This window comes from Nitrosomonas oligotropha (genome assembly GCF_900106555.1).
Classification (GTDB): domain Bacteria; phylum Pseudomonadota; class Gammaproteobacteria; order Burkholderiales; family Nitrosomonadaceae; genus Nitrosomonas; species Nitrosomonas oligotropha_A.
This window is the reverse complement of record NZ_FNOE01000018.1, coordinates 1-22,192: the sequence shown is the minus strand read 5'-3', so window position 1 is coordinate 22,192 and position 22,192 is coordinate 1. Positions and strand designations below refer to the sequence as shown.

General features: G+C 51.9%; 20 protein-coding genes. 9 read left to right on the top strand and 11 right to left on the bottom strand.

The annotated features are described in order from the left end of the window. Positions 1 to 26 precede the first annotated feature (26 nt). From BLU57_RS10335 to BLU57_RS10305, 7 genes are all read right to left on the bottom strand, one after another. Positions 27 to 227 (bottom strand): hypothetical protein, encoded by a 201-nt coding sequence (locus tag BLU57_RS10335; RefSeq protein WP_090320268.1) that lies wholly within the window; start codon positions 225 to 227, stop codon positions 27 to 29. Positions 228 to 384: 157 nt separating this feature from the next. After that, entirely contained in the window at positions 385 to 1,002 is a 618-nt protein-coding gene (nudF, locus tag BLU57_RS10330) for an ADP-ribose diphosphatase (RefSeq protein WP_090320265.1), read from the bottom strand. Between the two features lie 76 nt (positions 1,003 to 1,078). Further along, the gene (locus tag BLU57_RS10325; protein WP_090320262.1) at positions 1,079 to 1,309 is read right to left on the bottom strand and encodes a hypothetical protein; all 231 of its coding nucleotides are present in this window, start codon (positions 1,307 to 1,309) and stop codon (positions 1,079 to 1,081) included. Positions 1,310 to 1,750: 441 nt separating this feature from the next. Continuing rightward, positions 1,751 to 2,182: a glycine zipper family protein gene (locus BLU57_RS10320; RefSeq protein WP_090320259.1), complete on the bottom strand. Its 432-nt coding sequence runs from the start codon at positions 2,180 to 2,182 to the stop codon at positions 1,751 to 1,753. Between the two features lie 251 nt (positions 2,183 to 2,433). Then, entirely contained in the window at positions 2,434 to 3,489 is a 1,056-nt protein-coding gene (locus tag BLU57_RS10315) for a cytochrome-c peroxidase (protein WP_090320256.1), read from the bottom strand. A 164-nt stretch (positions 3,490 to 3,653) separates the two neighbouring features. Beyond that, entirely contained in the window at positions 3,654 to 5,897 is a 2,244-nt protein-coding gene (locus BLU57_RS10310) for a bifunctional diguanylate cyclase/phosphodiesterase (protein WP_090320253.1), read from the bottom strand. A gap of 206 nt (positions 5,898 to 6,103) precedes the next feature. After that, positions 6,104 to 6,496 carry a DUF4156 domain-containing protein gene (locus tag BLU57_RS10305; protein ID WP_090320251.1) on the bottom strand — a complete coding sequence of 131 codons (393 nt, stop codon included), beginning with the start codon at positions 6,494 to 6,496 and terminating at the stop codon, positions 6,104 to 6,106. Positions 6,497 to 6,712: 216 nt separating this feature from the next. Here BLU57_RS10305 and BLU57_RS10300 point away from each other — a divergent pair, with 216 nt between their 5' ends. Next, a complete protein-coding gene (locus BLU57_RS10300) occupies positions 6,713 to 7,276 on the top strand; it encodes a LemA family protein (RefSeq protein ID WP_176776419.1) in 564 nt (187 codons plus the stop codon). Positions 7,277 to 7,288: 12 nt separating this feature from the next. Beyond that, entirely contained in the window at positions 7,289 to 8,218 is a 930-nt protein-coding gene (locus BLU57_RS10295) for a GIDE domain-containing protein (RefSeq protein ID WP_090320245.1), read from the top strand. A 19-nt stretch (positions 8,219 to 8,237) separates the two neighbouring features. Here BLU57_RS10295 and BLU57_RS10290 read toward each other — a convergent pair whose 3' ends face one another. Further along, positions 8,238 to 9,728 carry a CYTH and CHAD domain-containing protein gene (locus BLU57_RS10290; RefSeq protein ID WP_090320242.1) on the bottom strand — a complete coding sequence of 497 codons (1,491 nt, stop codon included), beginning with the start codon at positions 9,726 to 9,728 and terminating at the stop codon, positions 8,238 to 8,240. A gap of 56 nt (positions 9,729 to 9,784) precedes the next feature. After that, on the bottom strand, positions 9,785 to 10,603 hold the full coding sequence (locus tag BLU57_RS10285; RefSeq protein WP_090320239.1) for a polyphosphate kinase 2 family protein: 819 nt from the start codon (positions 10,601 to 10,603) through the stop codon (positions 9,785 to 9,787). 114 nt (positions 10,604 to 10,717) lie between these two features. Between BLU57_RS10285 and BLU57_RS10280 the strand changes: the two genes are divergently transcribed. Continuing rightward, complete coding sequence (locus tag BLU57_RS10280; RefSeq protein ID WP_090320236.1) at positions 10,718 to 12,535, top strand: adenosylcobalamin-dependent ribonucleoside-diphosphate reductase; 1,818 nt, start codon at positions 10,718 to 10,720, stop codon at positions 12,533 to 12,535. On the opposite strand, the gene BLU57_RS10275 is transcribed toward BLU57_RS10280, so the two are convergent. Together BLU57_RS10275 and BLU57_RS10270 are read right to left on the bottom strand one after the other, a co-directional pair. Continuing rightward, a complete protein-coding gene (locus BLU57_RS10275) occupies positions 12,532 to 13,527 on the bottom strand; it encodes an isoaspartyl peptidase/L-asparaginase family protein (protein WP_090320232.1) in 996 nt (331 codons plus the stop codon). The two genes, BLU57_RS10280 and BLU57_RS10275, sit on opposite strands and share 4 nt — an antisense overlap. A 70-nt stretch (positions 13,528 to 13,597) precedes the next feature. Then, a complete protein-coding gene (locus BLU57_RS10270; protein ID WP_256206231.1) occupies positions 13,598 to 14,767 on the bottom strand; it encodes a L,D-transpeptidase family protein in 1,170 nt (389 codons plus the stop codon). A gap of 270 nt (positions 14,768 to 15,037) precedes the next feature. On the opposite strand from BLU57_RS10270, the gene BLU57_RS10265 reads away from it, so the two are divergent. From BLU57_RS10265 to BLU57_RS10240, 6 genes are all read left to right on the top strand, one after another. Then, positions 15,038 to 16,273, top strand: coding sequence for an SUMF1/EgtB/PvdO family nonheme iron enzyme (locus tag BLU57_RS10265; RefSeq protein WP_176776417.1), 1,236 nt, complete (start codon positions 15,038 to 15,040; stop codon positions 16,271 to 16,273). A 121-nt stretch (positions 16,274 to 16,394) separates the two neighbouring features. Continuing rightward, entirely contained in the window at positions 16,395 to 17,309 is a 915-nt protein-coding gene (locus BLU57_RS10260) for a 2-hydroxy-3-oxopropionate reductase (RefSeq protein WP_442512591.1), read from the top strand. 4 nt (positions 17,310 to 17,313) lie between these two features. Further along, positions 17,314 to 18,768 (top strand): FAD-linked oxidase C-terminal domain-containing protein, encoded by a 1,455-nt coding sequence (locus BLU57_RS10255; protein ID WP_090320220.1) that lies wholly within the window; start codon positions 17,314 to 17,316, stop codon positions 18,766 to 18,768. Positions 18,769 to 18,773: 5 nt separating this feature from the next. Beyond that, positions 18,774 to 19,847: a glycolate oxidase subunit GlcE gene (gene glcE, locus BLU57_RS10250; RefSeq protein WP_090320353.1), complete on the top strand. Its 1,074-nt coding sequence runs from the start codon at positions 18,774 to 18,776 to the stop codon at positions 19,845 to 19,847. Next, complete coding sequence (glcF, locus tag BLU57_RS10245) at positions 19,848 to 21,095, top strand: glycolate oxidase subunit GlcF (RefSeq protein WP_090320217.1); 1,248 nt, start codon at positions 19,848 to 19,850, stop codon at positions 21,093 to 21,095. It abuts the gene before it with no gap. A gap of 132 nt (positions 21,096 to 21,227) precedes the next feature. Next, on the top strand, positions 21,228 to 21,944 hold the full coding sequence (locus BLU57_RS10240) for a hypothetical protein (RefSeq protein WP_090320214.1): 717 nt from the start codon (positions 21,228 to 21,230) through the stop codon (positions 21,942 to 21,944). Positions 21,945 to 22,192: the final 248 nt, after the last annotated feature.

Here is a 22,192-nt window from a genome sequence, read left to right as displayed (position 1 = left end):
CCGATCCATCGGTTCAATGGCAGCACTTAATGCAATTCCTGGGAGTCCGCTATGATTTCATCGTCCTCATCCTCGGCATTGAGTTGATCACAGCTATCTTCCAATTCATCAATCAATCCCACGATCCGGCTATCCGGAATCATGCCATCGGCTAATACGCTGTCATCATCAATATCCGAAGGATCAGCATTGTCCTCATCATCAAACGAAAGTCTTTTCAATGCCACGGCAAACCTCCTTGCGATGTGGGTTGAATACACTTACATTAGAGCATATGGCGGTAAAGTGGAAAGTAAGGATTAGAAAGGATTCTTTGTAACAATTCCGGGCTTTGAAAAGAGCATTCAGATAAAGGCTAATCCGGATAATTTCAGTGTGGTGCCGCTAAGTTCCGGGGATTGGTTGTGATAGCCACTGGGTTCGCACTTGCTCGCGATTCAAGGCCAACCACTGTAATGCAATGATGGCGCTGGCCGAATTGATCCGGCCCGATTGTAGAAATGTGAATGCAGTATCCAGCGGAACGACATGCACTTTGATGTCTTCGTCTTCTTCGGGAGCGCCATGAATACCGCCGGCTTTTGTCGCATCGGCCCGGCCGCAAAACAGGGCAATGCGTTCGCTGGTGCCGCCGGGGCTAACCAGGAAGTCGCACACCGGGAGCAAATCGGTGATGATGCAATCGGCTTCTTCGATGCTTTCGCGTTTGACCACGTCTTGCGCAGTTTCACCGCTTTCGATCATGCCAGCGACGATTTCCAGCAGCCAAGGCCCGCCCGGTGCGGTCAGCGCACCAACACGGAATTGTTCGATCAGGATGACTGCATCGCGAATCGGATCATACGGCAGGACGGCGGCGGCATGGCCGCGCTCGAACAGTTCACGACTCAGCGGACGGCTCCAGCCGCCATTGAACAGCCGATGACGCAACCGGTATTTTTCTATCCGGAAGAAACCTTCAAAACAAATCGTTTTCTCTAAAATTTCTACATCTGCACTCACAGCGGTTTATCCCATGCGGAAAAATTGTCATGCTGTGCTCGCTATGCCGCAAGCAGTGCTATTGCAGCGGCTAGAGCTAACGCAGTCCTAACGTATCGAGTGTCACATCGTCATCTTCGTCCAGATCATTTTTAACGGTCTCGAATTCGTCATCGTCAAATTCATCTTTGGCGGTCTCAAATTCATCGATTATTTTTGCAAATTTTCCGGGCGGTATTTTGCTATCCGTTAGAACATCCTCCTCATCATTCAAGCTATCAATAGGATAGATGCCGTCGTCGTCATCGAAAGAAAGTTCTTTAATCATTGCCATTACCTCCATGTCAATATTTTTGAAGATACGCTATTGATAACAGACCCTGCCGTTGAAACAATTAAAGATCACCCGGGGTTTTTCCCGGTAATTCTGAGGTTTGAATAATATTCATCAAGAAATCATTCACTAAGCAGTGCTTCTTAATTGTAAATATACGCTATTTGATTTCTCCTGGAAGAGAAAGTTTGCTCATGAAATAGTGCTACTGGTATTAGGTATGATGGTTATTACGATTTATGTAATGAGAAACAGTATAGTTTGATAGAGCCTGCTGGTATCTGGGATAGATGTGTAATTCATCGACGAAGAAACAAAAATATGATTACGCGATATTGTTCATCATCTTAAAGGCGCTATCGTTCAATTATCCCGCATAGTGATTGTGCTGATTGCCGGAATAGCTAGCGGTGTTTGAACGATCATCGTTTCCGGTTATTGCCAGCCGGTCACTTCATAACCCTTTTCTTCCAGGCAGCGCGATACAAAATTGGCATACGCTTGGCTGGGTTGTGAGGATCTCGAAGAAAACAGAATTCCTCGCAATAATCCCGCAACCGCGCCACTGGCCGCGCCCACTAATGAACCTTGCCCGGCCGCACCGTATATCGCCCCGCCTGCTGCACCGCTTGCGGCCCCCACACCAGCTCCCATTGCGGTGCTGCTAGCCACATTACCCAATTGACCGCCGCCTTCCTTGGCGCCGGCTGATTCAGCCATTTTTTTGCAAATTTCAATATCTTTTTCAGCAGCTGCTTTGCCGACAGATAGAAAATGCGTGTTAGGGTATATAACAGGTCCGGTGCTGGAGCAAGCCGATAAGCCCAGAAAGATCGATCCCGCGATCAACGTTATTCCCAATTTCATTGTTTCACCTCCGGTTGAAGAAATAATACGGACTGAGTGGATAGTATAGCGGTTATGGTGCTCACTATTCTGCAAAGAAAGCAGCTGCCGGATAGAGCGGCCGATGCGGATTGAAAATTGCAGAGGGGAGTTGAGGAAGCTTAATTGCGATGAAACGAAGTGTGATCACTTATGCATGTAAAAATGCCGCTGCCTGTCCATCTGGCAGCGGCATCCGTCAAGTTAGCCAATAACAATCAAACGTTGTTGTTTTATTTGCTATCTTTCGCGGTTAAAGCGCCCAGGAAGGCTTTGACATCCTCGATAAAACCAGGGCCCACTTTTCGGCCGAGTTGATGTTCCGCCATTTCCTCGATGGCCTCATCCAATGTTTTGACTGAGCCATCATGAAAGTACGGTCCTGTTTTGGTGATGTTTCTGAGGCTGGGCACTTTAAATACTTTTTTGTCGGTTTCCAGTCCGGTTACAGCAAACCTGCCTTCATCGGATGTTTTATATTCTTCGACAAGACCAATTTTTTTATAGGAATTGCCGCCGATGGCCACACCGTTATGACAATTGGCGCATCCCATATGGACGAATTTTTGCAAGCCTCTTTTTTCGGCATCATTCAATGCATTTTCATCGCCTTTGAGAAAATCGTCAAAGCGCGATGGCGTTATCAGCGTGCGCTCAAAAGCGCCGATGGCTTTACCAATATTTTTGTATTGAATCGGATCTTTTTCACCTTTAAATGCTTCGGCAAACATGGCTTTGTATTCGTCGATTTTTTTCAGTTTGTCGACAACCGCAGCTTCACTCGGCATGCCCATTTCGATCGGATTCAAAATCGGTCCCAACGCTTGCTCTTCAACGTCTTTCGCGCGTCCATCCCAAAATTGCGCGATATGTAGCGCGGCATTGAACGTGGTGGGGGAATTTCTGCCGCCGCGTTTTCCTTCATGACCTGGTGATGTAGGTTGGCTGTCGACACCGAAATTATTCAGCTGATGGCAGGAATTACAGGAAATGGTGTCATTCACTGATAGTTTGGGATCAAGATAAAGTTTTTTGCCCAATGCGATTAAAGCAGCATTCTTTTTTTCGTCGATAATCGCTGCTGGCAGCGGTTCAAAGAATTGTTTTAAGGTGGTTTTATCGAGTTTGTGGTGGCCGCCGTGCATCATGCCGCCCATTCCGTGATGGCCGTCATCATGCATTTCGCTATGATGGTCGTCCTTTTTTTTCGCATCACCTTGATGATCATGCCCGCTTTGAGCATAACTGTATGAACTTACTATGAGTGCCAGGAATAAAAATATTTTCATATGACCTCCAAAAAAATTAACATTAGCACTTTGATCGATTTTGTTGAATAAGCAAAATGCTTAATTGCAGACAATTACTTACAGGAGAAACGTTTTTTATCTTTCTTATCCGGTTTTCAGCAGAATCGTTGAAGGACGGAGACGAGATACTAGCGGATTTGTTTCTATTGTAGAAGGAGTGTTTCAAATTTATCGGCAGTCATCGGCTTGCTGAAAAAATTACCTTGCCCGAAATCGCAGCCCATAGAAGTCAATAATTCTTTTTGCAAATCGGTTTCGACGCCTTCGGCAATTACCTTCATGCCCAGGCGGTGCGCCATTGTAATAACTGCTTCGCACAGGATTCTGTCGTTGGATTTGCTGTCCAGGTTGGAAATGAATGAACGGTCGATTTTGAGATAATCAATGTCGAATTTCTTCAGATAGGACAGTGAGGAATAACCCGTGCCGAAATCATCGATAGCTACCTGAACACCCGCATCGCGGTAATTTAATAATTGTTTTACCACCAATTCGTGCACATCGAGCAGCAAGTTTTCGGTGATTTCAACGATGATACTTTGTCCGTCCAAGCCGCGTTCATTGAGATGGTTGACCCAATCGCTCATTTTGCTGATGAATTGCTTGGGTGACTTATTGATGCTGATCTGAAAACCGGCGTTGAAATTGGTTTGCCAGAGGGCGACCTGATTGACCGCTTGTTTGAAAACCCAATCGCCGATGTCGGTGATGAGATTGGTTTCTTCCGCGATGCTGATAAATTCCCCCGGATATACAGTGCCCCGTTCCGGGTGCTGCCAGCGGATTAAGGCTTCGGCTTTGTAGACGTTGCCGGTTGCCAGTTCCACGATGGGTTGGTATAGCAAATAGAGTTGCTGATCCCGTAGTGCGCTGCGCAATTCGTACGCGGTTCTCGAACGGATTTCGGTTGCCGCGCGCATATTCGATGTGAAACAGCTCCAGCAGTTGCGGCCATTGTTTTTGGCGGCATACATGGCTTGGTCGGCATTCTTCATCAATATTTCAACGTTATTTGCATCATCGGGGAAAAACGTGGCTCCGATACTCGCGGAAACATAGGCTTGCTTGGTATTGAGATGAAACGGTTTGGCCAATTCCATTAGGATCATTTGCATGATCTTTTCGGCGCTGCGTTGCTCGCTGATCCCGTTCAGGATGATGGTAAATTCGTCTCCGCCCAGGCGCGCCACGGTGTCGGTTTCCCGCACGCAGCTGCTTAGCCGCTTTGCTGCTTCCGCCAGCAGCGCATCGCCCACGCTATGCCCCAATGAATCATTTACTTCCTTGAAGCGGTCAAGATCGATAAACAACACCGCCAATCCAGCGCCGATACGGGCTGCATTTTTAATGTCATGATTCAACCGGTCGTAGAACATATTGCGGTTCGGTAATCCGGTCAGTGAATCGTAATTGGCTTGCCGCCAGATAATTTCATCTGATTTTTTCTTGCTGGTGATATCGGAAAAGTTGATCAGGTAATAGCTGATCCGGCCGTCCTTGCTGCGTACCGGAATTACATTGAACCACGCTGGATACTCCCGCCCCTGTTTATGGCGATTCCAGATTTCGCCATACCAGTGGTTATGCTGCTTGACGCTTTGCCAGATTTTCTGAAAAAAATTGCTGCCGTGCCTGATGGATGTGACGATGGTTACAGATTTTCCGACGATCTCTTCATCCACATAACCGGTTATTTTGTGCAGTGCCTTGTTAATCGAGATGATGATCTTGTTTGCATCCGCGATCATGATCGCTTCGGTGCTGTTTTCAAAAACCTTGCTGGAAAGATATAACTGCTCGTTGACTTTCTTTTGTTCCAGAGCGATTCCGATAATAAATGAACCGATTTCCAGCAACTTGCGGTGAAAAGTGCTGGGTAAGCGATGTTCGAAACTGGACAGCGCAAACGATCCGATGCATTCGCCGCCTTTGCTGCGTACCGGCATGGACCAGCAGGAAAGGATATTGAAATCGATGGCCAGTTGACGGATATTCTGCCAGCGCGGATCGTCCAGCGTGCTTTCGACAAAAACCGGCTCCTGGTGAAAAACGGCATTGCCGCAGGAACCGGCTCCCGGGCCCGGACGTAGGCCATTGAGTTGCACAATGCACGCTTCGGGAACACTGGGTGCGGCAAACACATTCATGCATTGCTTTTCCTTGTCCAATAGCATGACCGATGCCACCGCGTTATCCAGCAGTTGCTCCATCAGCAAGCAGACTTTCTCGCAAATTTCCTTGTAGTCATTTCCCAGGACCACCAACTGAAGAATTTCTTGCTGAAATTGGAGGATCCTGCCCTGTTCGGTATTGGTCAGGTCAAAATAATTGGTCGGTGCAAAAAACTGCCCGGATAAATCCTTATTCACAGAAATATTCTTACGCATTCGCAGTTAGCATTGCCAGCAAGGTTTCATGAGGGATTAACAATGGATTGAATGCCGGATAGGATGTCAATAAATGAGCTGAGTTGGTCGGAATTATACGACAAGTTACTCACATGTTCAAAAACTTACTGCCGGGATAATAACTTACATTTTTCTGCATTTGCGTATCGCTGCATGGAAATAGTTGTCAGCGGATTGTTTCAGGATTATTCGCAGCGATACACATTACCGACAAATATGATTTCCTTATCACCCCCGGGTATTTCATACCGTCCTGAGTTATTGGAGTAAATGATATGCACGGTGTCGCCGCCCAGTTGCTGCGCTTCGCTTCTTAAGTTGTTGCGGGCTTTGATCAGCCGGTCCACATAGGGGGTATTGTCCTCTCCGCTCTCATTTTCTTTCGAGGAACCCTTCACTTTGCCGAGTAACTCGCATCCATCGGGACCTTGTTCACCGACCACCATCGTGACGGTTTTGGTTTTTTCCGGTTGCGGCGGAGCTTCGCCCGTTTGTGCTGAAGCGCCGGTACAGCCCAGGATGATTGAAACGAACACTGCTGCTTGGGTTAACGGGTTTAATTCTTTGCAGACACTCATTGATGACTCCTGATACATACGGATTGTATTCTTAAAGCCGGTTAGCATAGAGAAGCGCAGTATCGCCCGTCAATAGCATTCGTCGAAGCTCGGCCAGATAATGGCGGCAATAGGAGGAAATAAAGCCACTACCGGCATCTTTTCAAACGGCTTCCCGGATTATCGGTGCTGTATATTGCAGCAATGTAACTAACAGGAGGTGTGACGTTGGATATCATGATTTATATTTTCCTGGCGGGATTTGCCATCGTGTTTGTGTACGGCATCATGCTGTATAACAGTTTGGTGGATATTAAGCACAGCGTATCGCAGGCATGGTCGAATATCGATATTCTTTTGAAGCAGCGCCATGATGAACTGCCCAAGCTGGTGGAGACCTGCAAGCAGTATATGGGTTTTGAGCAGGAAACGCTGAAGCAAGTGATTGCGGCGCGCTCGCAGGTCGCTAGCGCGCGGGAAACCGGTAATATCGGTGCGCTGGGCGCGGCGGAAAATATGCTGCGCATGGGATTGGGCAATCTGTTTGCCGTCGCGGAAGACTATCCCGAGTTGAAAGCCAGCGAGAAATTCCGCCACTTGCAGGCGCGCATCAGCGGATTGGAAAACAGCATCGCCGACCGCCGCGAATACTACAACGAAGCCGTCAAAATCAACAACGTGCGCATCGAGCAGTTCCCCGATGTCATCATCGCCAATTGGTTTAAATTCAAACCGCGCGATCTGCTGGAATTCAGCGATACCGATAAGCAGGATGTCAATATCGGCAAGCTGTTTGGTTGACGTGGAGGACGCATGAATCAAATACTGGCTGAGATCCCGCCGCAGGATTATCCCTATGTGCTGGGTGCGGTGATCGTTGCGGCATTGACCGGTTTTTATTTTTTTATGCATAACTGGAAACGGCTGCGCATTATTGAGGATACGCCGACTGCTAAATTACGCTCGGCGCATCAGGGTTATGTTGAACTGGAAGGAAAGGGGCAATTCATCGATGACCGGCCGATTTACGCGCCGTTATCCAATCATCCTTGTCTTTGGTACCGCAGTGAAATTGCACAGCAAGAGACATTTACCGAAAGAGGCCGCACGCAAACGCGCTGGAATGTGGTGTACACCAATACCAGTGATCACCGCTTCAGGCTCACCGATGGCGTCAGCAGTTGTTATGTCGATCCGGATCACGCGGAAATCAACGGTATCGAGAAACTGGTGTGGTACGGCAATAGCGAATGGCCAACCCGGACGCAAATACTGGAAAGCCAGTCGATCGTTCATGCCATGACCAACAACTACCGCTACAGCGAGTGGCTAATACTGCCCGGGCAGCCGCTGTACATATTGGGGCAATTCAGTACCTGGTCTGCTGCAACACAAAAATCAATGCGCGACGTGATGATCAATGTGATCAACGATTGGAAAAAGGATCAAGCCGCGTTGCGGGACCGGTTCGACAGCAACAAGGACGGCAACATCGACCAGCAAGAATGGGAAGTGGCGCGATCTGAAGCGCACGCCGCAGCGCAGCAGATCCACGATGAGCTGGCACTGGAGCCGGATACCAGCATCATGGCGAAACCAAACAATCCGTCGCGGCCTTTTATTATCTCGATGTATCCGCAAGCCCTGCTGGCGCGGAAATACCGCCGGAGTGGCTATGCCGCCTTGACGGCGTGCATCCTATCGATCTGCGCTGCCGCCTGGCTGGTGCATGCGCATGGATGATCCGCTTAATCGCTAGATACTAATGCCAGAACAATCTGGATCGCGCCAGGCGATGCCATAAGGCCGGAGATAACCGTGGATGCCGCGCGGCTTCGGATGCCAATACGCCACTGAGGCGGCCAAATTCAAAGCCGAGCGCGGCGGATTTATGCGGTAGCTTGTACAGTAACTGCAGCGCGATACGCCGGTCGTTCTCGATTCCCAATTCGTCTTGTAAAGCGGCCAAAGCGGTCAAGAATCGATTCACCCGTTTTCCGTATAGCGGTGCAAACGCTTCCACGCAGTAACGCATTTTTTTGGCGGCGATACGCGCAAAATGGCGCTCCGCCGGATCCAGCCGGGCAAAACCGCGACAGCATGTGCGCAGCTTCTGCCAGCGTTTCTCCAGTATGACTTCAGCCCATGTTCCGGTAGTGCGCATGTGTTCATTGACCGGTGCTATCAAAAGACTGCGGCCGATGTCGAGCATGAGCTGGGTGAGTGCCGGTGCCAGCAATAATGCTTGCGCCCGTTGCCTTGCTTGCGCAGCGGTATTGTGCAACAAAGCCAATGCGGTTTCGGAAACGGCGGTATTTTCGGCTGATGTAGCCAGAACAGGCAGGATGCCGGGTAGCATTTCTTGGTGAAACACATCCCAGTCGCGCGCTGGATTCAGTGCGTGGGTCAATGCGCGCAACGGTTGTTCCCAAACAGGTATTTCCTGTCCCAGCGATTTCGCCAATTGCGCACCGCCACGTAAACGGCGCAACGCAATGCGCAGCTGATGCAGGTACTCGATGTTCTCTGCTTGTTCGAGAAAGCCAGGTACGTTGGCGGATAACTGCACCAACGCCGCTTGCACCATGGCATGCCATGCTTCACCCGCTGGTTGGTTCCGGCCGATGTCCGGGCGGATGGCTTTGACCGGACTGGGACTAAGCGCGCCGCACAGGATATAACCGCGTTCCGCTTTGCTGCGCGGTTCGATATGCAATGGCGCTTGCTGCAGCAATTGCGTTGCAATATCAAATAAAAATTCCGCCGGACCGGATTTGAGTTCGATTTCCACTTCGCAAATATCGCGCGATAACTCAGCGGCGAAGATTTTGCCGGTGTCGAGCGCCACTTCTGCTTGCGTGGCACCATCGCCGATTTGCCATGTTGTGCGCCGGAACTCGGTGGTGAATACCGGTGCGATGCGCTTAAGTTTGATTCCGGCGAGCAGATCCAGCGCCGTTGGCGGCAATGCGGAGAAATCCGGATGGCTGCCGTCTGCAACGGCCATTTCCCATTCCGGCCGGCTCGTCAACGCGCCGACCGATTGTGCTTCGGCTTTCAACGTTTGAATCCACTGATTGTTCACCCGGCGTACGCGCAACGCGATGCCGCGCCGCATCAAATCAAACTTCGGGGTATCGAAATAAATGCTGAGCAGTGCATGCTGTTGCGGTGTGCTGGCGTTCAACAGGGGATGGCGCCGGATGCGGGTCGCATGGCGTGGCTGCAAAGCCAGCTTGAGCTCGATTTCCATAAAATCTTTTCACTGGGATAATGCCGCTGCGGGCGGCGGCTGAAGCGGATACTGTACTACTCAATCTTCAAGGTATCAAAATTGATTCCGGCGGGTGCGGGCGGCGTTTTCAGTTTCATGTTTTCCAGCGCATTGACCACCTGCTGTGCAATAACCAGATTGCGGTACCACTTGTAGTTGGCCGGCACGATATGCCACGGCGCGAGATCGGTGCTAGTGGCGCTGAGCATGGCTTCGAACGCTTCGATATAGTTTTTCCAGAATTTACGTTCTTCGATGTCGCCTTCGTTGAATTTCCAGCGTTTTTCCGGGTTGTTGATGCGCTCCTCCAGTCGTTTTTTCTGCTCATCCTTGGAAATATGCAGAAAAAACTTCAGAATGCACGTGCCGCTTTCAGACAATAGTTCTTCAAATTCATTGATCTGGTTAAACCGTTGTTGCACCACCTTATCCGAAATCAAGCCATGCACGCGCGTGATCAGCACATCTTCATAATGCGAACGGTTGAAAATACCGATCTGGCCTTTCTCCGGCGCTTTCTGATGCACGCGCCACAAAAAATCATGCTTTAGTTCTTCCGCCGATGGCGTCTTGAACGTCACCACCTTGCAGCCTTGCGGATTGACGCCCGACATCACATGCTTGATGACGCCATCCTTGCCGCTGGTATCCATGCCCTGTAGCACGACCAGCAACGCGCGGTTGCCGTTGGCGAACAAACGCTCCTGTAATTCATCCAGCTTGCCGATCAATTTTTCCGTGACCACTTTGGCGTCTTCCTTACCTTGCGTGGTTTTCTCGAAATCGCCGGTATCACCGGGATCACATTGCGACAGATCGAGCTTGCTGCCGGGTTTTATTGGGTGGTTTTTCATTGTGTTTCTTTATTATCTAGCGGATTTGAGATAAAAATCATAGAGGAGCGATTGATAACTTTATCATTTCGGGCGACGTATATTTCAGATTAATTCGATGCTATCCTGAAATTCATGAAAGAATCTTATTCCACCCCCCCCATCGCGCAGCACATCTGGGATACCAAATACCGCCACTATGAGCACGGTGTCGCCCTGGATACTTGCGTCGAAGACACTTGGCAGCGCGTCGCGAAGGCGCTGGCCGTGCCGGAGAAAAATCCGGATGATTGGCAGGCGCGTTTTTACAGCATTCTGCGCGATTTTAAATTTCTTCCCGGCGGGCGGATTCAAGCCGGAGCGGGCACTGCACATCAGGTGACGTTGTTCAATTGTTTCGTGATGGGGATGATTGCTGATTCGATGGACGGCATTTTTGACGCGCTCAAGGAAGGCGCGTTGACGATGCAGCAGGGCGGCGGGGTTGGTTATGATTTCTCGACGTTGCGGCCACGCGGCGTGCCAGCCGCCAGTGTAGGGTCGGTAGCTTCCGGGCCGGTTTCGTTCATGCGCATCTGGGACAGCATGTGCGCGACCATCCTGTCGACCGGCGCGCGGCGCGGTGCGATGATGGGTACGTTGCGTTGCGATCATCCGGATATCGAGGAATTCATCGCCGCCAAGCAGGATCGCAGTCAGTTGCGGCATTTTAATGTTTCCGTGCTCGTTAGCGATGCGTTCATGGCCGCCATCAGCCGCGACGAAGATTGGCTGCTGGTTTTTCCTGCGAATGAAAGTGAAGCCGGTGGCGAGCTGCTCATGCGTGCCTGGCCGGGTTGCGATGATCCGGTGCCGTGCAAGGTGTACAAACGCATCCGGGCGCGTACGTTATGGCAGAAAATCATGCAGGCCAACTACGACTACGCCGAACCGGGCATGTTGTTCATCGACCGCATCAACCGGCTGAATAATCTGTATTACTGCGAAACGATTCAAGCCACCAATCCGTGCGGCGAAGTGCCGCTGCCGTCGTACGGTGCTTGCAATCTGGGTTCGATCAACCTCACGCAATTCGTACGCGATCCTTTTACCGTGCAAGCGTGGCTTGATTTCGATGCGATTGGGGCGACAGCCGCAACTGCCGTACGGCTGCTGGATAATGTCATCGATGTTTCGCATTTTCCCTTAACCCGTCAGGCTGAACAGGCGCACCGCTCGCGCCGCATCGGTTTGGGCCTGTCGGGCTTGGCCGATGCGCTGATCATGCTGCAAATCCGCTACGGTAGCAGTGAAGCGGTGCAAATCGCTCAGCAAGTTATGCAGCGCATCTGTCACGCGGCCTATCAGGCTTCGATAGAACTGGCGCGCGAGAAAGGCGCGTTTCCGCTGTTCCATAAGGAAAAATATTTGGCTGGCGCTTTTGTGCGCACTTTGCCGGAATCCATACGCAGCGGTATCGCGCAATACGGTATCCGCAACAGCCACCTGACCGCCATCGCTCCGGCGGGTACCATCAGTCTGCTGGCCAACAATGTTTCGAGCGGATTAGAACCGGTATTTGGCAGTGATTACACGCGCCGGGTATTGAACCGCGACGGCTGTTACGCGGATTATGCGGTGACCGATTATGCCGTCGCTCTATGGCGTAAGGACCACGTCAGCGATGATTTTCCTCCGGCTTTTGTCACCGCGCACGAACTGGCACCGGCCGAGCATTTGCGCATGCAGGCGGCAATTCAGCCGTACGTCGATCAAGCGATTTCCAAGACGATCAATGTTCCAGTGGATTACGACTTCGCGGCTTTTTTCGATTTGTACCGGCAAGCTTACGATCTCGGTTTGAAGGGATGCACCACGTTCCGGCCCAATGCGGTGACTGGAGAAATTTTGCATAAACCGGATGTAGAACACGTGGTGCCGCATTGCTGCGGTCTGGAGCGGGAACCGGACTAATAATCTACGTCATCTGGAAAAATACCCGTTCGCGCAATGCCATCGTCCCCGATGCTGCCGCGGAACATGCCGCTGGTGTTGAAACGCATCGCGAAGCGGCCTTGCGCATCCAGCACGATCAAACCGCCGTCGCCGCCGAGCGCGGCGACTTCCGCGAGTGTACGGTCGGCAGCCTCGGCGAGAGGAACTTGTTGCAACCGCACCTGCGCCGCCGTATTAAACGCCGCTGCGGTTTGGATGAACATTTCGCCGCTGCCGGTTGCGGATACCGCGACTGAACGATTGTCCGCGTAAGTGCCCGCGCCGATGATGGGTGAATCGCCGACGCGTCCATAACGCTTGTTCGTGAGTCCGCCGGTCGAAGTGCCTGCGGCGAGATTGCCGCAGCGATCCAGCGCTACGGCGCCGACAGTGCCGTGTTTCTCATCGCCATCGGGCGACGGCGTGCCGGAATCCATGTCGTGATCGCGCACCACTTGTTCTTTCGCGATGGCTTTTTGTAGCTGATCCCAGCGGTGCTGTGTGTAGAAATAGGATGAATCGACGATTTCCGTGCCATGCCCGGCAGCGAAAGTCTCCGCGCCCTGGCCGATCAGCATCACATGTTTGCTTTGCGTCATGACCGCATGCGCGGCGCGGATCGGATTGCGGATCGTGGTGACCCCGGCAATCGCGCCCGCCATGCGTGTAGCGCCGTCCATGATCGATGCATCCAGCTCGTTACGGCCTTCGTGACTGAATACCGCGCCTTTACCGGCATTGAACAACGGCGAATCCTCCATGACCACAATCGCGGCAATCACCGCATCGATACTGCTGCCGCCCTCTTTGAGCACGGCATGACCAGCGGTTAGCGACTCTGCCAGCACTTGCCGGTAAGCCTGTTCGCGTTCCGCAGTCAGGCGGTTGCGTTTGATCGCGCCCGCGCCGCCATGAATGATGAGGCGGATGGGTGAATGATTGGCGGGTGTGCTGGATATTTGTGTTGTCATGGGTGACAGAATCGGGGGCGGTATCGCCTCTGCTGTTTAACGTGTGATTTACGGGGGATGGGGGCTGTTGCTATCGAACCCGGGTGGATTCCTCGTTCGCCATTTCCAATACATCGTTTGCCGAAAGCTGCCTGCTCATGTCGCCATCCCAAGTGGCATTGAACGGTAGGGTGTTCTGCACCCGCGTGGCGCGATCCAGATAGGCTTGCAGCGTCAACTGCGGCTGGGTGATCGGCGTGGCGGTGGCGCGGGGCGTGCGGATCGTTTCATCCAGCAGCGCTTGATTGATCTTGGCCTGACGCCGCCCATCGCGTTTTCCTTTCGGTGTCGCGCGCACGGTGGTCAATGATTTCTTGAACAGGTTGGCGTGATTGCGTTTGTCATCTTCCAAGATGGAATACGCTTGCAGATACAGCTTGTTATCGCGCCAGCCGAGCAAGCGCGGTTGATTGACGATGCGAACCGGCGTGCCGACGGGGACATTCTGGTAGATGTACACAATATCTTCCGGGTACATGCGCAGGCAACCGTGGCTTCCGCGCAGGCCGATGCTGGGCGGCTTATCGGTACCGTGAATGGCGTAGCTCGGCCAATCGAGTTTCAATACATGCGTACCCATCGGATTATCCGGCCCGGGCGGCACCACGGCCGGTAACGGGTCGCCATTTTTGGCGTGCTCGCGGCGGATCGAAGGTGTTGGAATCCAGCTCGGATTTTCGACTTTCGAAGCGACGCGTGTCATCCCCACGGGTGTTTTCCATTCCACCCGGCCGATGCCGACCGGATGCGTGATTACCCGCTGTGGTTTGCCGGGCTTGGTTTTGGGGTAATAAAACAGCCGCATCGCAGCAAGATTGATGACAATGCCTTGGCGCGGCGCATCCGGCAGCACGAATTGCGTGGGAATGATGATCTTCGTGCCCGCTTTCGGCAGCCACGGATCGACACCGGGATTGGCGCTGACGATTTCTTCGTAACCCAGATTGAAGCGCCGTGCGATGTCAGACAACGTGTCATCTTTACCGGCCGTGACCACTTGCAAGGTGCCGACGACATCGTTGCGTGCAGCATCAAAACTGAATTCGTGACTGGCGACCGGAATAGGTAAAGGCTTGACCACCGGCGCCGGTACAGCCACTTGTTGCGTCGGTAGCGACTGGCAACCGCTCAACAGAAAAAGACCGGCGCAAAAGCCGAGGACGAAGCCGCTGCGGAGTAGCGATATTGATTTTTTATTCATAAGAATCAACAAGATCATAAAGATTCGATGTGATCGATGACAGTCAATTTACAAGATTTCTCACGATGGCACAACCATTAATCATGTCAAATCAGGGTATTTCTACTGCAATTTAAAGTATCTAATGAGAGTCTGGGAATACGCTGATCGCTGCCAGAACTGTAAATTCATGCAGTAATTTTGAATTGTCATCCGCACATTTTTTGCCCGGCAAAATCGATTGCCAGTATGATTGCCGGTTTGAAAAACAACATTCGATCACTCCGCTTCATGGCCAAAATTTTCATCAATTACCGCCGCGACGATAACGGAGGGTACGCAGGCTGGTTGTATGACCGGCTGGCTGGTCATTTCGGCCATGACCATGTGTTCATGGACATCGATCAGATCGAACCGGGTGAAGATTTCGTCGAAGTCATTCAGGAAAAACTGAAAGCGGTGCAGGTTGCTGTGGCGTTGATCGGCAAACAGTGGCTGGATATTACCGATGCCAACGGGCAACGGCGCTTGGATAATCCCGAAGATTGGGTGCGGCTGGAAATCGAAGCTTTGCTGGCACGCAAGATCCGCTTGATCCCGCTACTGGTGGGTGGTGCCAATGTGCCCAATTCGTCACGACTGCCAGGAAGCTTGGCGGCGATAGCGCGGCGGCAAGCGCATGAAATCAACGACCGGCGATTTCATGAGGATGTTAATAAACTCATTCGCGTTTTGGAAAAAGATTTGCAAGCCAATGCAACTTCTAAGTCATCTAGTGTTACTGATATTGCACAATCACTGGAAGTAAAACTGCCAGAAGCAAGATTGCCTTTCGAACCCGAAATGGTGCGTATTCCTGCAGGAAAATTTCTGATGGGATCTGATGATTACCCAGGTGAACGACCGATTCATGAGGTTACCATCGGTTACGAGTTTGAAATCGGCAAATACCCGGTAACGTTCGATGAATACGATGCGTTTGCCAAAGCGACTCAGCGCACATTGCCGGATGATCATGGCTGGGGACGAAGCAAACGGCCGGTGATTAATGTGTCCTGGCACGATGCGCATGACTATGTGCAATGGTTATCCAAGCAAACCGGTAAGCAATACCGGCTACCGACGGAGGCGGAATGGGAATACGCCGCACGTGCCGGCACGCAAACCCGCTATTGGTGGGGCGATGATATCGGCAAAAATAATGCAGTATGCGATGGCTGCGGCAGTCAATGGGATAACCAACAAACCGCGCCAGTGGGATCGTTCAAGGCGAATGCATTCGGATTGTATGATACCGCAGGGAATGTGTGGGAATGGGTGCAGGATTGCTGGCATGATAACTATAGTGGTGCACCAGCAGATGGCTCGGTGTGGCTGAAAAGAGATGGCAGCGATTGTAATCGCCGGATAGTGCGAGGCGGATCGTGTGTCAATGAATCGCAGGGTCTGCGGTCGACCATCCGTCTTGGATTTAAACCCGATGATGCATACGACATCTTCGGTTTTCGCATCGCCAAAGATTTTTGATCTTTGATATTTGCGGGATGCAGGGGCGGAGTCCCTGCGGGTTTTGGTTTATTGGGTTTGGATTTGTAGGGTGGATGAGCGTAGCTTCATCCACCATCATGCGGAATTTCTTAAATAAAAAATGACAACTATGACCACTATCGGTTTCATCGGCCTCGGCATCATGGGCAAGCCCATGGCGGGGCATTTGATCAAAGGCGGGCACCGTCTGTTTTTGCACTCGCGCAGCGGTGTACCGGCGGAGTTGGTCGAGCTGGGCGGCAGTGCGGTATCGTCGCCCAAAAAGGTTGCGCAGCATGCGGATTTGATTATTACCATGCTGCCGGATACGCCGGATGTGGAGAAGGTGCTGTTTGGCGAAGACGGTGTGACCGAGGGGTTGCAAGCCGATCCCGATCGGAAGCGAATCATCGTCGACATGAGTTCGATTTCGCCGCTAGCGACGCGCGAATTTGCCGTGCGGCTGAATGCACTCGGGCACGATTATGTCGATGCGCCGGTTTCCGGCGGCGATGTGGGGGCACAGAATGCCACGTTGACGATTATGGTGGGTGCGAGCGCGGCGGGATTTGAAACCATCAAACCGGTGCTGGAGTTGATGGGCAAAACGGTGACGCATATCGGCGATGTCGGCGCCGGGCAGGTGTGCAAGGTTGCCAATCAGATCGTGGTGTCGTCGGCGATCGAAGCGGTGGCCGAAGCGTTGCTGTTCGCGTCCAAGGCCGGCGTCGATCCGGCCAAGGTGCGGCAAGCGTTGCTGGGCGGGTTTGCCGCATCGAAGGCGCTAGAAGTGCATGGCCAACGCATGATCGAACGGCGTTTTGAGCCGGGATTTCGCATCGAGTTGCACCATAAAGATTTGAATATTGCGTTGCAAAGCGCCGCCGAATTGGGCGTGAGTCTGCCGACAACGGCGGCGGTGCGCGAATTGTTTTCCGCTTGTCTCGCGCACGGCGGCGCAACATGGGATAATTCCGCCATTGTTAAAATGCTGGAAAAACTGGCCAACCACGAAATTAAAAAACACTCAGAATAATCGTATGTCTGCTCAACAACTTGTCAATCAACTACGGTCTTTTTTGCCGCCTGACGCGGTGTTGCATGAAACCGAGGATTTGAAACCGTACGAATGCGACGGTTTGTCCGCGTACCGGCAATTGCCGATGATCGTGGTGTTGCCGCAAACGGAAGAGCAAATCGTCAAAATTTTGCAGCTTTGCTATGCGACTCAAACGCCAGTGGTGGCGCGCGGCGCGGGTACCGGCTTATCGGGCGGCGCGCTGCCGCACGCGCAAGGTGTTTTGCTGTCACTGGCGAAACTGAAACAGATTATCGCCATCGATCCGCTGGCACGTACCGCGCGCGTGCAGCCCGGTGTGCGCAATCTGGCGATTAGCGAAGCGGCGGCGCCGTATGGTTTGTATTACGCGCCCGATCCTTCGTCGCAAATCGCCTGTTCGATCGGCGGCAACGTCGCGGAAAATTCCGGTGGAGTGCATTGCCTGAAATACGGCCTGACCGTGCATAATATTCTCAAATTGCGGGTGCTGACCATCGACGGCGAGTGCCTGGAGATCGGCGGCGATAGCCTGGATAGCGCGGGCTATGATTTGCTGGCGCTGATGACCGGTTCCGAGGGCATGCTGGGTATCGTTACGGAGATTACCGTCAAGCTGATTCCCAAACCGGAAAAAGCGCAATTGGTGATGGCGGCGTTCGACGATGTGCAGAAAGCGGGCAGTGCGGTGGCGAGTGTCATCGGCGCGGGCATTATTCCCGCCGGTATGGAAATGATGGATAAGATTACGATCCATGCGGTAGAGGAATTTCTGCATGCCGGTTATGATTTGAATGCCGAGGCGATTTTATTATGCGAATCGGACGGCAGCACCGAGGAAGTGGCGGATGAAATCCGGCGGATTCATGCCATCATGCAGCAAAGCGGCGCGACCAACATCAGTACGTCGAATAATGAAGCCGAGCGGCTTAAGTTCTGGGCCGGCCGTAAAGCAGCGTTTCCCGTAGCGGGCCGGGTTTCGCCGGATTATTACTGCATGGACGGCACCATTCCGCGTAAGCGTCTGGCCGATGTGCTGCGCGGCATCGAAGAACTTTCACAGGAATATGGATTGCGCTGCATGAATGTGTTTCATGCCGGGGACGGCAACTTGCATCCGCTGATTTTGTACGATGCGAACAAACCGGGCGAGTTGGAAAGAACCGAGGAATTCGGCGGCAAGATACTGGAAATGTGCATTCATGCCGGTGGCACGATCACCGGAGAGCATGGCGTGGGGATGGAGAAAATCAATCAGATGTGTTCACAATTCGGAGCCGGAGAACTGGCCATGTTCCATGCCGTGAAAGCGGCGTTCGATCCGGCGGGTTTGCTCAATCCGGGCAAGGCTGTGCCTGAATTACACCGTTGCGCGGAAATGGGCGCGATGCATGTGCATCGCGGCGAGCAAAAATTTGCAGAATTGCCGCGCTTTTGAATGCCATGCAAACCACGATTGATCAATACCAGGCAGTTATTCGCGCTGCGGCTGAGTCCAAAACCCCGCTGCGAATACGCGGCGGCGGCACCAAGGACTTTTACGGTAATCCGGCAGCAGAACAAAACAGCACGTTGCTGGATATGACCGATTACAACGGCATCGTGGATTACGAACCGACCGAGCTGGTGATTACCGCACGCGCCGGAACGCGGCTGGCCGATCTGGAAGTCGAGCTTGATCGACATGGCCAGATGCTGGCATTCGAACCACCGCATTTCGGTTCGGCTGCCACGCTGGGGGGCTGCGTTGCTGCGGGGCTATCCGGTCCGCGCCGTGCTGCGGCCGGTAGTGTGCGTGATTTCGTGTTGGGTGTGCGGTTGCTTGATGGGAAAGGCGAGGATTTGCATTTTGGCGGACAGGTGATGAAAAATGTCGCCGGTTACGATGTTTCCCGGTTGATGGCGGGATCGATGGGCACGCTGGGTGTTTTGCTCGAAGTTTCGCTGAAAGTTTTGCCCAAACCGGCGATTGAAACGACGCTATGCATGGCTATGGATGAAGCGGCTGCAATTGAGAAAATGAACCAATGGGCTGGCAAACCGTTGCCGGTTTCTGCAACGTGTTTTGCCGATGGCCAATTATTTGTCAGACTTTCCGGCGCCGAACCGGCAGTGCGCGCGGCCCAAGTGAAATTGGGCGGAGAAACGCTGGTGGATGATATGGTTTTTTGGCGATCGGTGAGAGAACATACGCATGGCTTTTTTCAGCCGGACAAACCGCTGTGGCGTTTATCGATCAAATCAACAACGCCGTCTTTATTGTTGGCAGGGAGACAGTTGCTGGAATGGAATGGCGGCTTGCGCTGGCTGAGTACTGATGACGGAGAAGACGCGGAAGCTATTCGTGCCGCCGCGAAAGAGGCAGGCGGTCATGCCACGTTGTTTCGTCATAATAAATCAGGTATTTCCGTATTCCATCCTTTACCTTCCGGCATGATGAAAATCCATCGCGCGCTGAAAGAAAAATTTGATCCATCAGGGATTCTCAATCCCGGGCGACTCTATTCCGAGATTTAAATGCAAACCAAGCTTGCTGATTTTATAAAAAATTCTCCACAAGGGCAGGAAGCCGATGCCATTTTGCGCAGTTGCGTGCATTGCGGTTTCTGCTTGGCAACCTGTCCGACGTATCAGATTCTGGGCGATGAGCTGGATAGTCCGCGCGGGCGTATTTATTTGATGAAACAGATGCTCGAAGGACAGCCGGTTACACAGAAAACCCAATTGCACCTGGACCGGTGTTTGACGTGCCGCGCGTGCGAGACGACGTGCCCGTCTGGTGTGCGCTATGGCGCTTTGGTCGACATCGGCCGCGCTATGGTTGAACAACAAGTGAAACGCGACACGCAATCGGAAGTGTTGCGCTTTACATTGCGGAAAGTACTGCCCAATGCTTGGGTATTTAATACTTTGTTCAAGGCAGGTCAGCTTGTGCGGCCGTTTTTGCCGCAGAGTTTAAAAAGAAAAATTCCGCCTAAACTCAGTTCCGCCAAAGCCTGGCCTGAGTCGCGTCATGCCCGGAAAATGCTGGTGTTAGAGGGGTGTGTGCAACCGTCATTGGCGCCTAATATTAATGCCGCCACCGCGCGTGTACTGGATCATCTGGGCATTTCGTTAATGAAAGCTGAGAATGCCGGGTGCTGCGGGGCCGTGGCTTTTCATCTAAATGCGCAGCAGGACGGACTCGATTACATGCGCCGTAATATCGATGCCTGGTGGCCATGGGTGGAGCGGGCTGAAGTCGACGCGATTGTGGTCACTGCCAGCGGTTGCGGCGTGACCGTGAAAGAATACGGACATTTTTTGCAGCATGATCTGGTTTATGCCGGGAAAGCCGCTAAGGTTTCGGCCCTTGCTAAAGACATTGGCGAAATCGTTCATGCGGAATTGGATAAGATTGAGCAATTGCTCGCTCAGCAGCGTATTAAGGCTGGAAAGACCAAATTGTCGTTTCATTCTCCCTGTACGTTGCAGCACGGCATGCAGATTCGCGGCGTGGTCGAGAAAATTCTGCACAGCGCCGGTTTTGATTTGACTGCTGTGCCCAATGCGCATCTGTGTTGCGGCTCGGCGGGCACATATTCAATCCTACAACCGGAGCTTTCGCAGCAGCTGCTGAAAAATAAAGTGACAGCACTGGAATCGGGTAAACCTGATCAGATAGCCACCGCGAATATCGGTTGTTTGATGCATTTGCAGACCGGTACCACATTATCAGTCAAGCACTGGATTGAGCTTCTGGATGAGCGGTTATCCGGCAGCTGAACGGCGAAAAGTTTTCATTTCGATTAATATTCTAAATTTTTTGTTATACAATCCTTGGCTAAGTTGTTCGGGCGAAATTTCTGGGCATACATAAATGAGTAACAGGCATATAGATAATCAATTGGAGAAAATATGAAGGTAGTTTCTAAAAGTAGTTGGGTAGCAAAATTTGGTGGTGCAGTATTGGCATCTTTTATAGCGCTACCGTCGTATGCGCAGTTAATGCTCGCTCACGAAGGTCATCACGATGCTGGCGGTTGTACGATCAAAACCGGTGAATTTCCGGTGACATTCAGCGCGTACGAAGTACCGGAAGGCGGCATACCACCGATGCATTCATTCTGCGAGAATCTGCCAAATACCGGCAAGGTGAATTTGACCATTGAATTACCACATGAAGCACGCGAAATTCCTTTGGCAGTTCGCTTGGTTAAGGATGGACATGAAGGCCATGGTGCCAAGCCAGCTGCACCGGCGGAGCAAAATGCAGCGGATGCCGGCGATCATGCAGGACACGAAGGAATGAATCATGACGAGCACGCAGGACATGCTGCTGCAGAACATGGTCTTGTTTATATGCCTGCTCAAAAGCATAGCTCCGGAATTATTGTGGTAGCTGCCAATATTCAGGAAGTAGGTCAGTACGCAGTACAACTGGAAAGAAAAGATGACGCAGGCAATGTCAAAACAATCGTTAAAATTCCATTAGGCGTTGGTAAAGGTGGCGGTCATGGCAGTCATGGCGGCGGTCTTGGCGTGATGGAAATTGCTGTATTAGTCCTAGTTGCTGGTGGCGGCGCTGCATTCTATTTTGTGCGTCGCAAAAAGGCATCTGAAGCTTCAGCGTAAACTGAGGTCAGGCTTTTTATTGGTGGAAGCCGGATTACGCTATTGCACTGCTTAGGTTGTGGTTGAATCAAGCGGTGCAATTTGATTTTTTGAATCAAAATCAGCGGATAAGATTAATACCAATTATTCCTACGTTACCATGTCAGCTAAAATCCCTTGACAGTGGTGAGGTGACTAAGTAGTCTAGAGGAGGCTACCTGCCTGTGTTTTGGGAAGCTGTATGGGCAGAGGGGACCGGATGGATTGAG

Coding starts and splice junctions, on each gene's coding strand:
- BLU57_RS10325 (WP_090320262.1), bottom strand. CDS start 1,309: ATGATTAAAGAACTTTCTTTCGATGACGACGACGGCATCTATCCTATT.
- BLU57_RS10320 (WP_090320259.1), bottom strand. CDS start 2,182: ATGAAATTGGGAATAACGTTGATCGCGGGATCGATCTTTCTGGGCTTA.
- BLU57_RS10315 (WP_090320256.1), bottom strand. CDS start 3,489: ATGAAAATATTTTTATTCCTGGCACTCATAGTAAGTTCATACAGTTAT.
- BLU57_RS10310 (WP_090320253.1), bottom strand. CDS start 5,897: ATGCGTAAGAATATTTCTGTGAATAAGGATTTATCCGGGCAGTTTTTT.
- BLU57_RS10305 (WP_090320251.1), bottom strand. CDS start 6,496: ATGAGTGTCTGCAAAGAATTAAACCCGTTAACCCAAGCAGCAGTGTTC.
- BLU57_RS10300 (WP_176776419.1), top strand. CDS start 6,713: ATGATTTATATTTTCCTGGCGGGATTTGCCATCGTGTTTGTGTACGGC.
- BLU57_RS10295 (WP_090320245.1), top strand. CDS start 7,289: ATGAATCAAATACTGGCTGAGATCCCGCCGCAGGATTATCCCTATGTG.
- BLU57_RS10290 (WP_090320242.1), bottom strand. CDS start 9,728: ATGGAAATCGAGCTCAAGCTGGCTTTGCAGCCACGCCATGCGACCCGC.
- BLU57_RS10285 (WP_090320239.1), bottom strand. CDS start 10,603: ATGAAAAACCACCCAATAAAACCCGGCAGCAAGCTCGATCTGTCGCAA.
- BLU57_RS10280 (WP_090320236.1), top strand. CDS start 10,718: ATGAAAGAATCTTATTCCACCCCCCCCATCGCGCAGCACATCTGGGAT.
- BLU57_RS10275 (WP_090320232.1), bottom strand. CDS start 13,527: ATGACAACACAAATATCCAGCACACCCGCCAATCATTCACCCATCCGC.
- BLU57_RS10270 (WP_256206231.1), bottom strand. CDS start 14,767: ATGAATAAAAAATCAATATCGCTACTCCGCAGCGGCTTCGTCCTCGGC.
- BLU57_RS10265 (WP_176776417.1), top strand. CDS start 15,038: ATGGCCAAAATTTTCATCAATTACCGCCGCGACGATAACGGAGGGTAC.
- BLU57_RS10260 (WP_442512591.1), top strand. CDS start 16,395: ATGACAACTATGACCACTATCGGTTTCATCGGCCTCGGCATCATGGGC.
- BLU57_RS10255 (WP_090320220.1), top strand. CDS start 17,314: ATGTCTGCTCAACAACTTGTCAATCAACTACGGTCTTTTTTGCCGCCT.
- glcE (WP_090320353.1), top strand. CDS start 18,774: ATGCAAACCACGATTGATCAATACCAGGCAGTTATTCGCGCTGCGGCT.
- glcF (WP_090320217.1), top strand. CDS start 19,848: ATGCAAACCAAGCTTGCTGATTTTATAAAAAATTCTCCACAAGGGCAG.
- BLU57_RS10240 (WP_090320214.1), top strand. CDS start 21,228: ATGAAGGTAGTTTCTAAAAGTAGTTGGGTAGCAAAATTTGGTGGTGCA.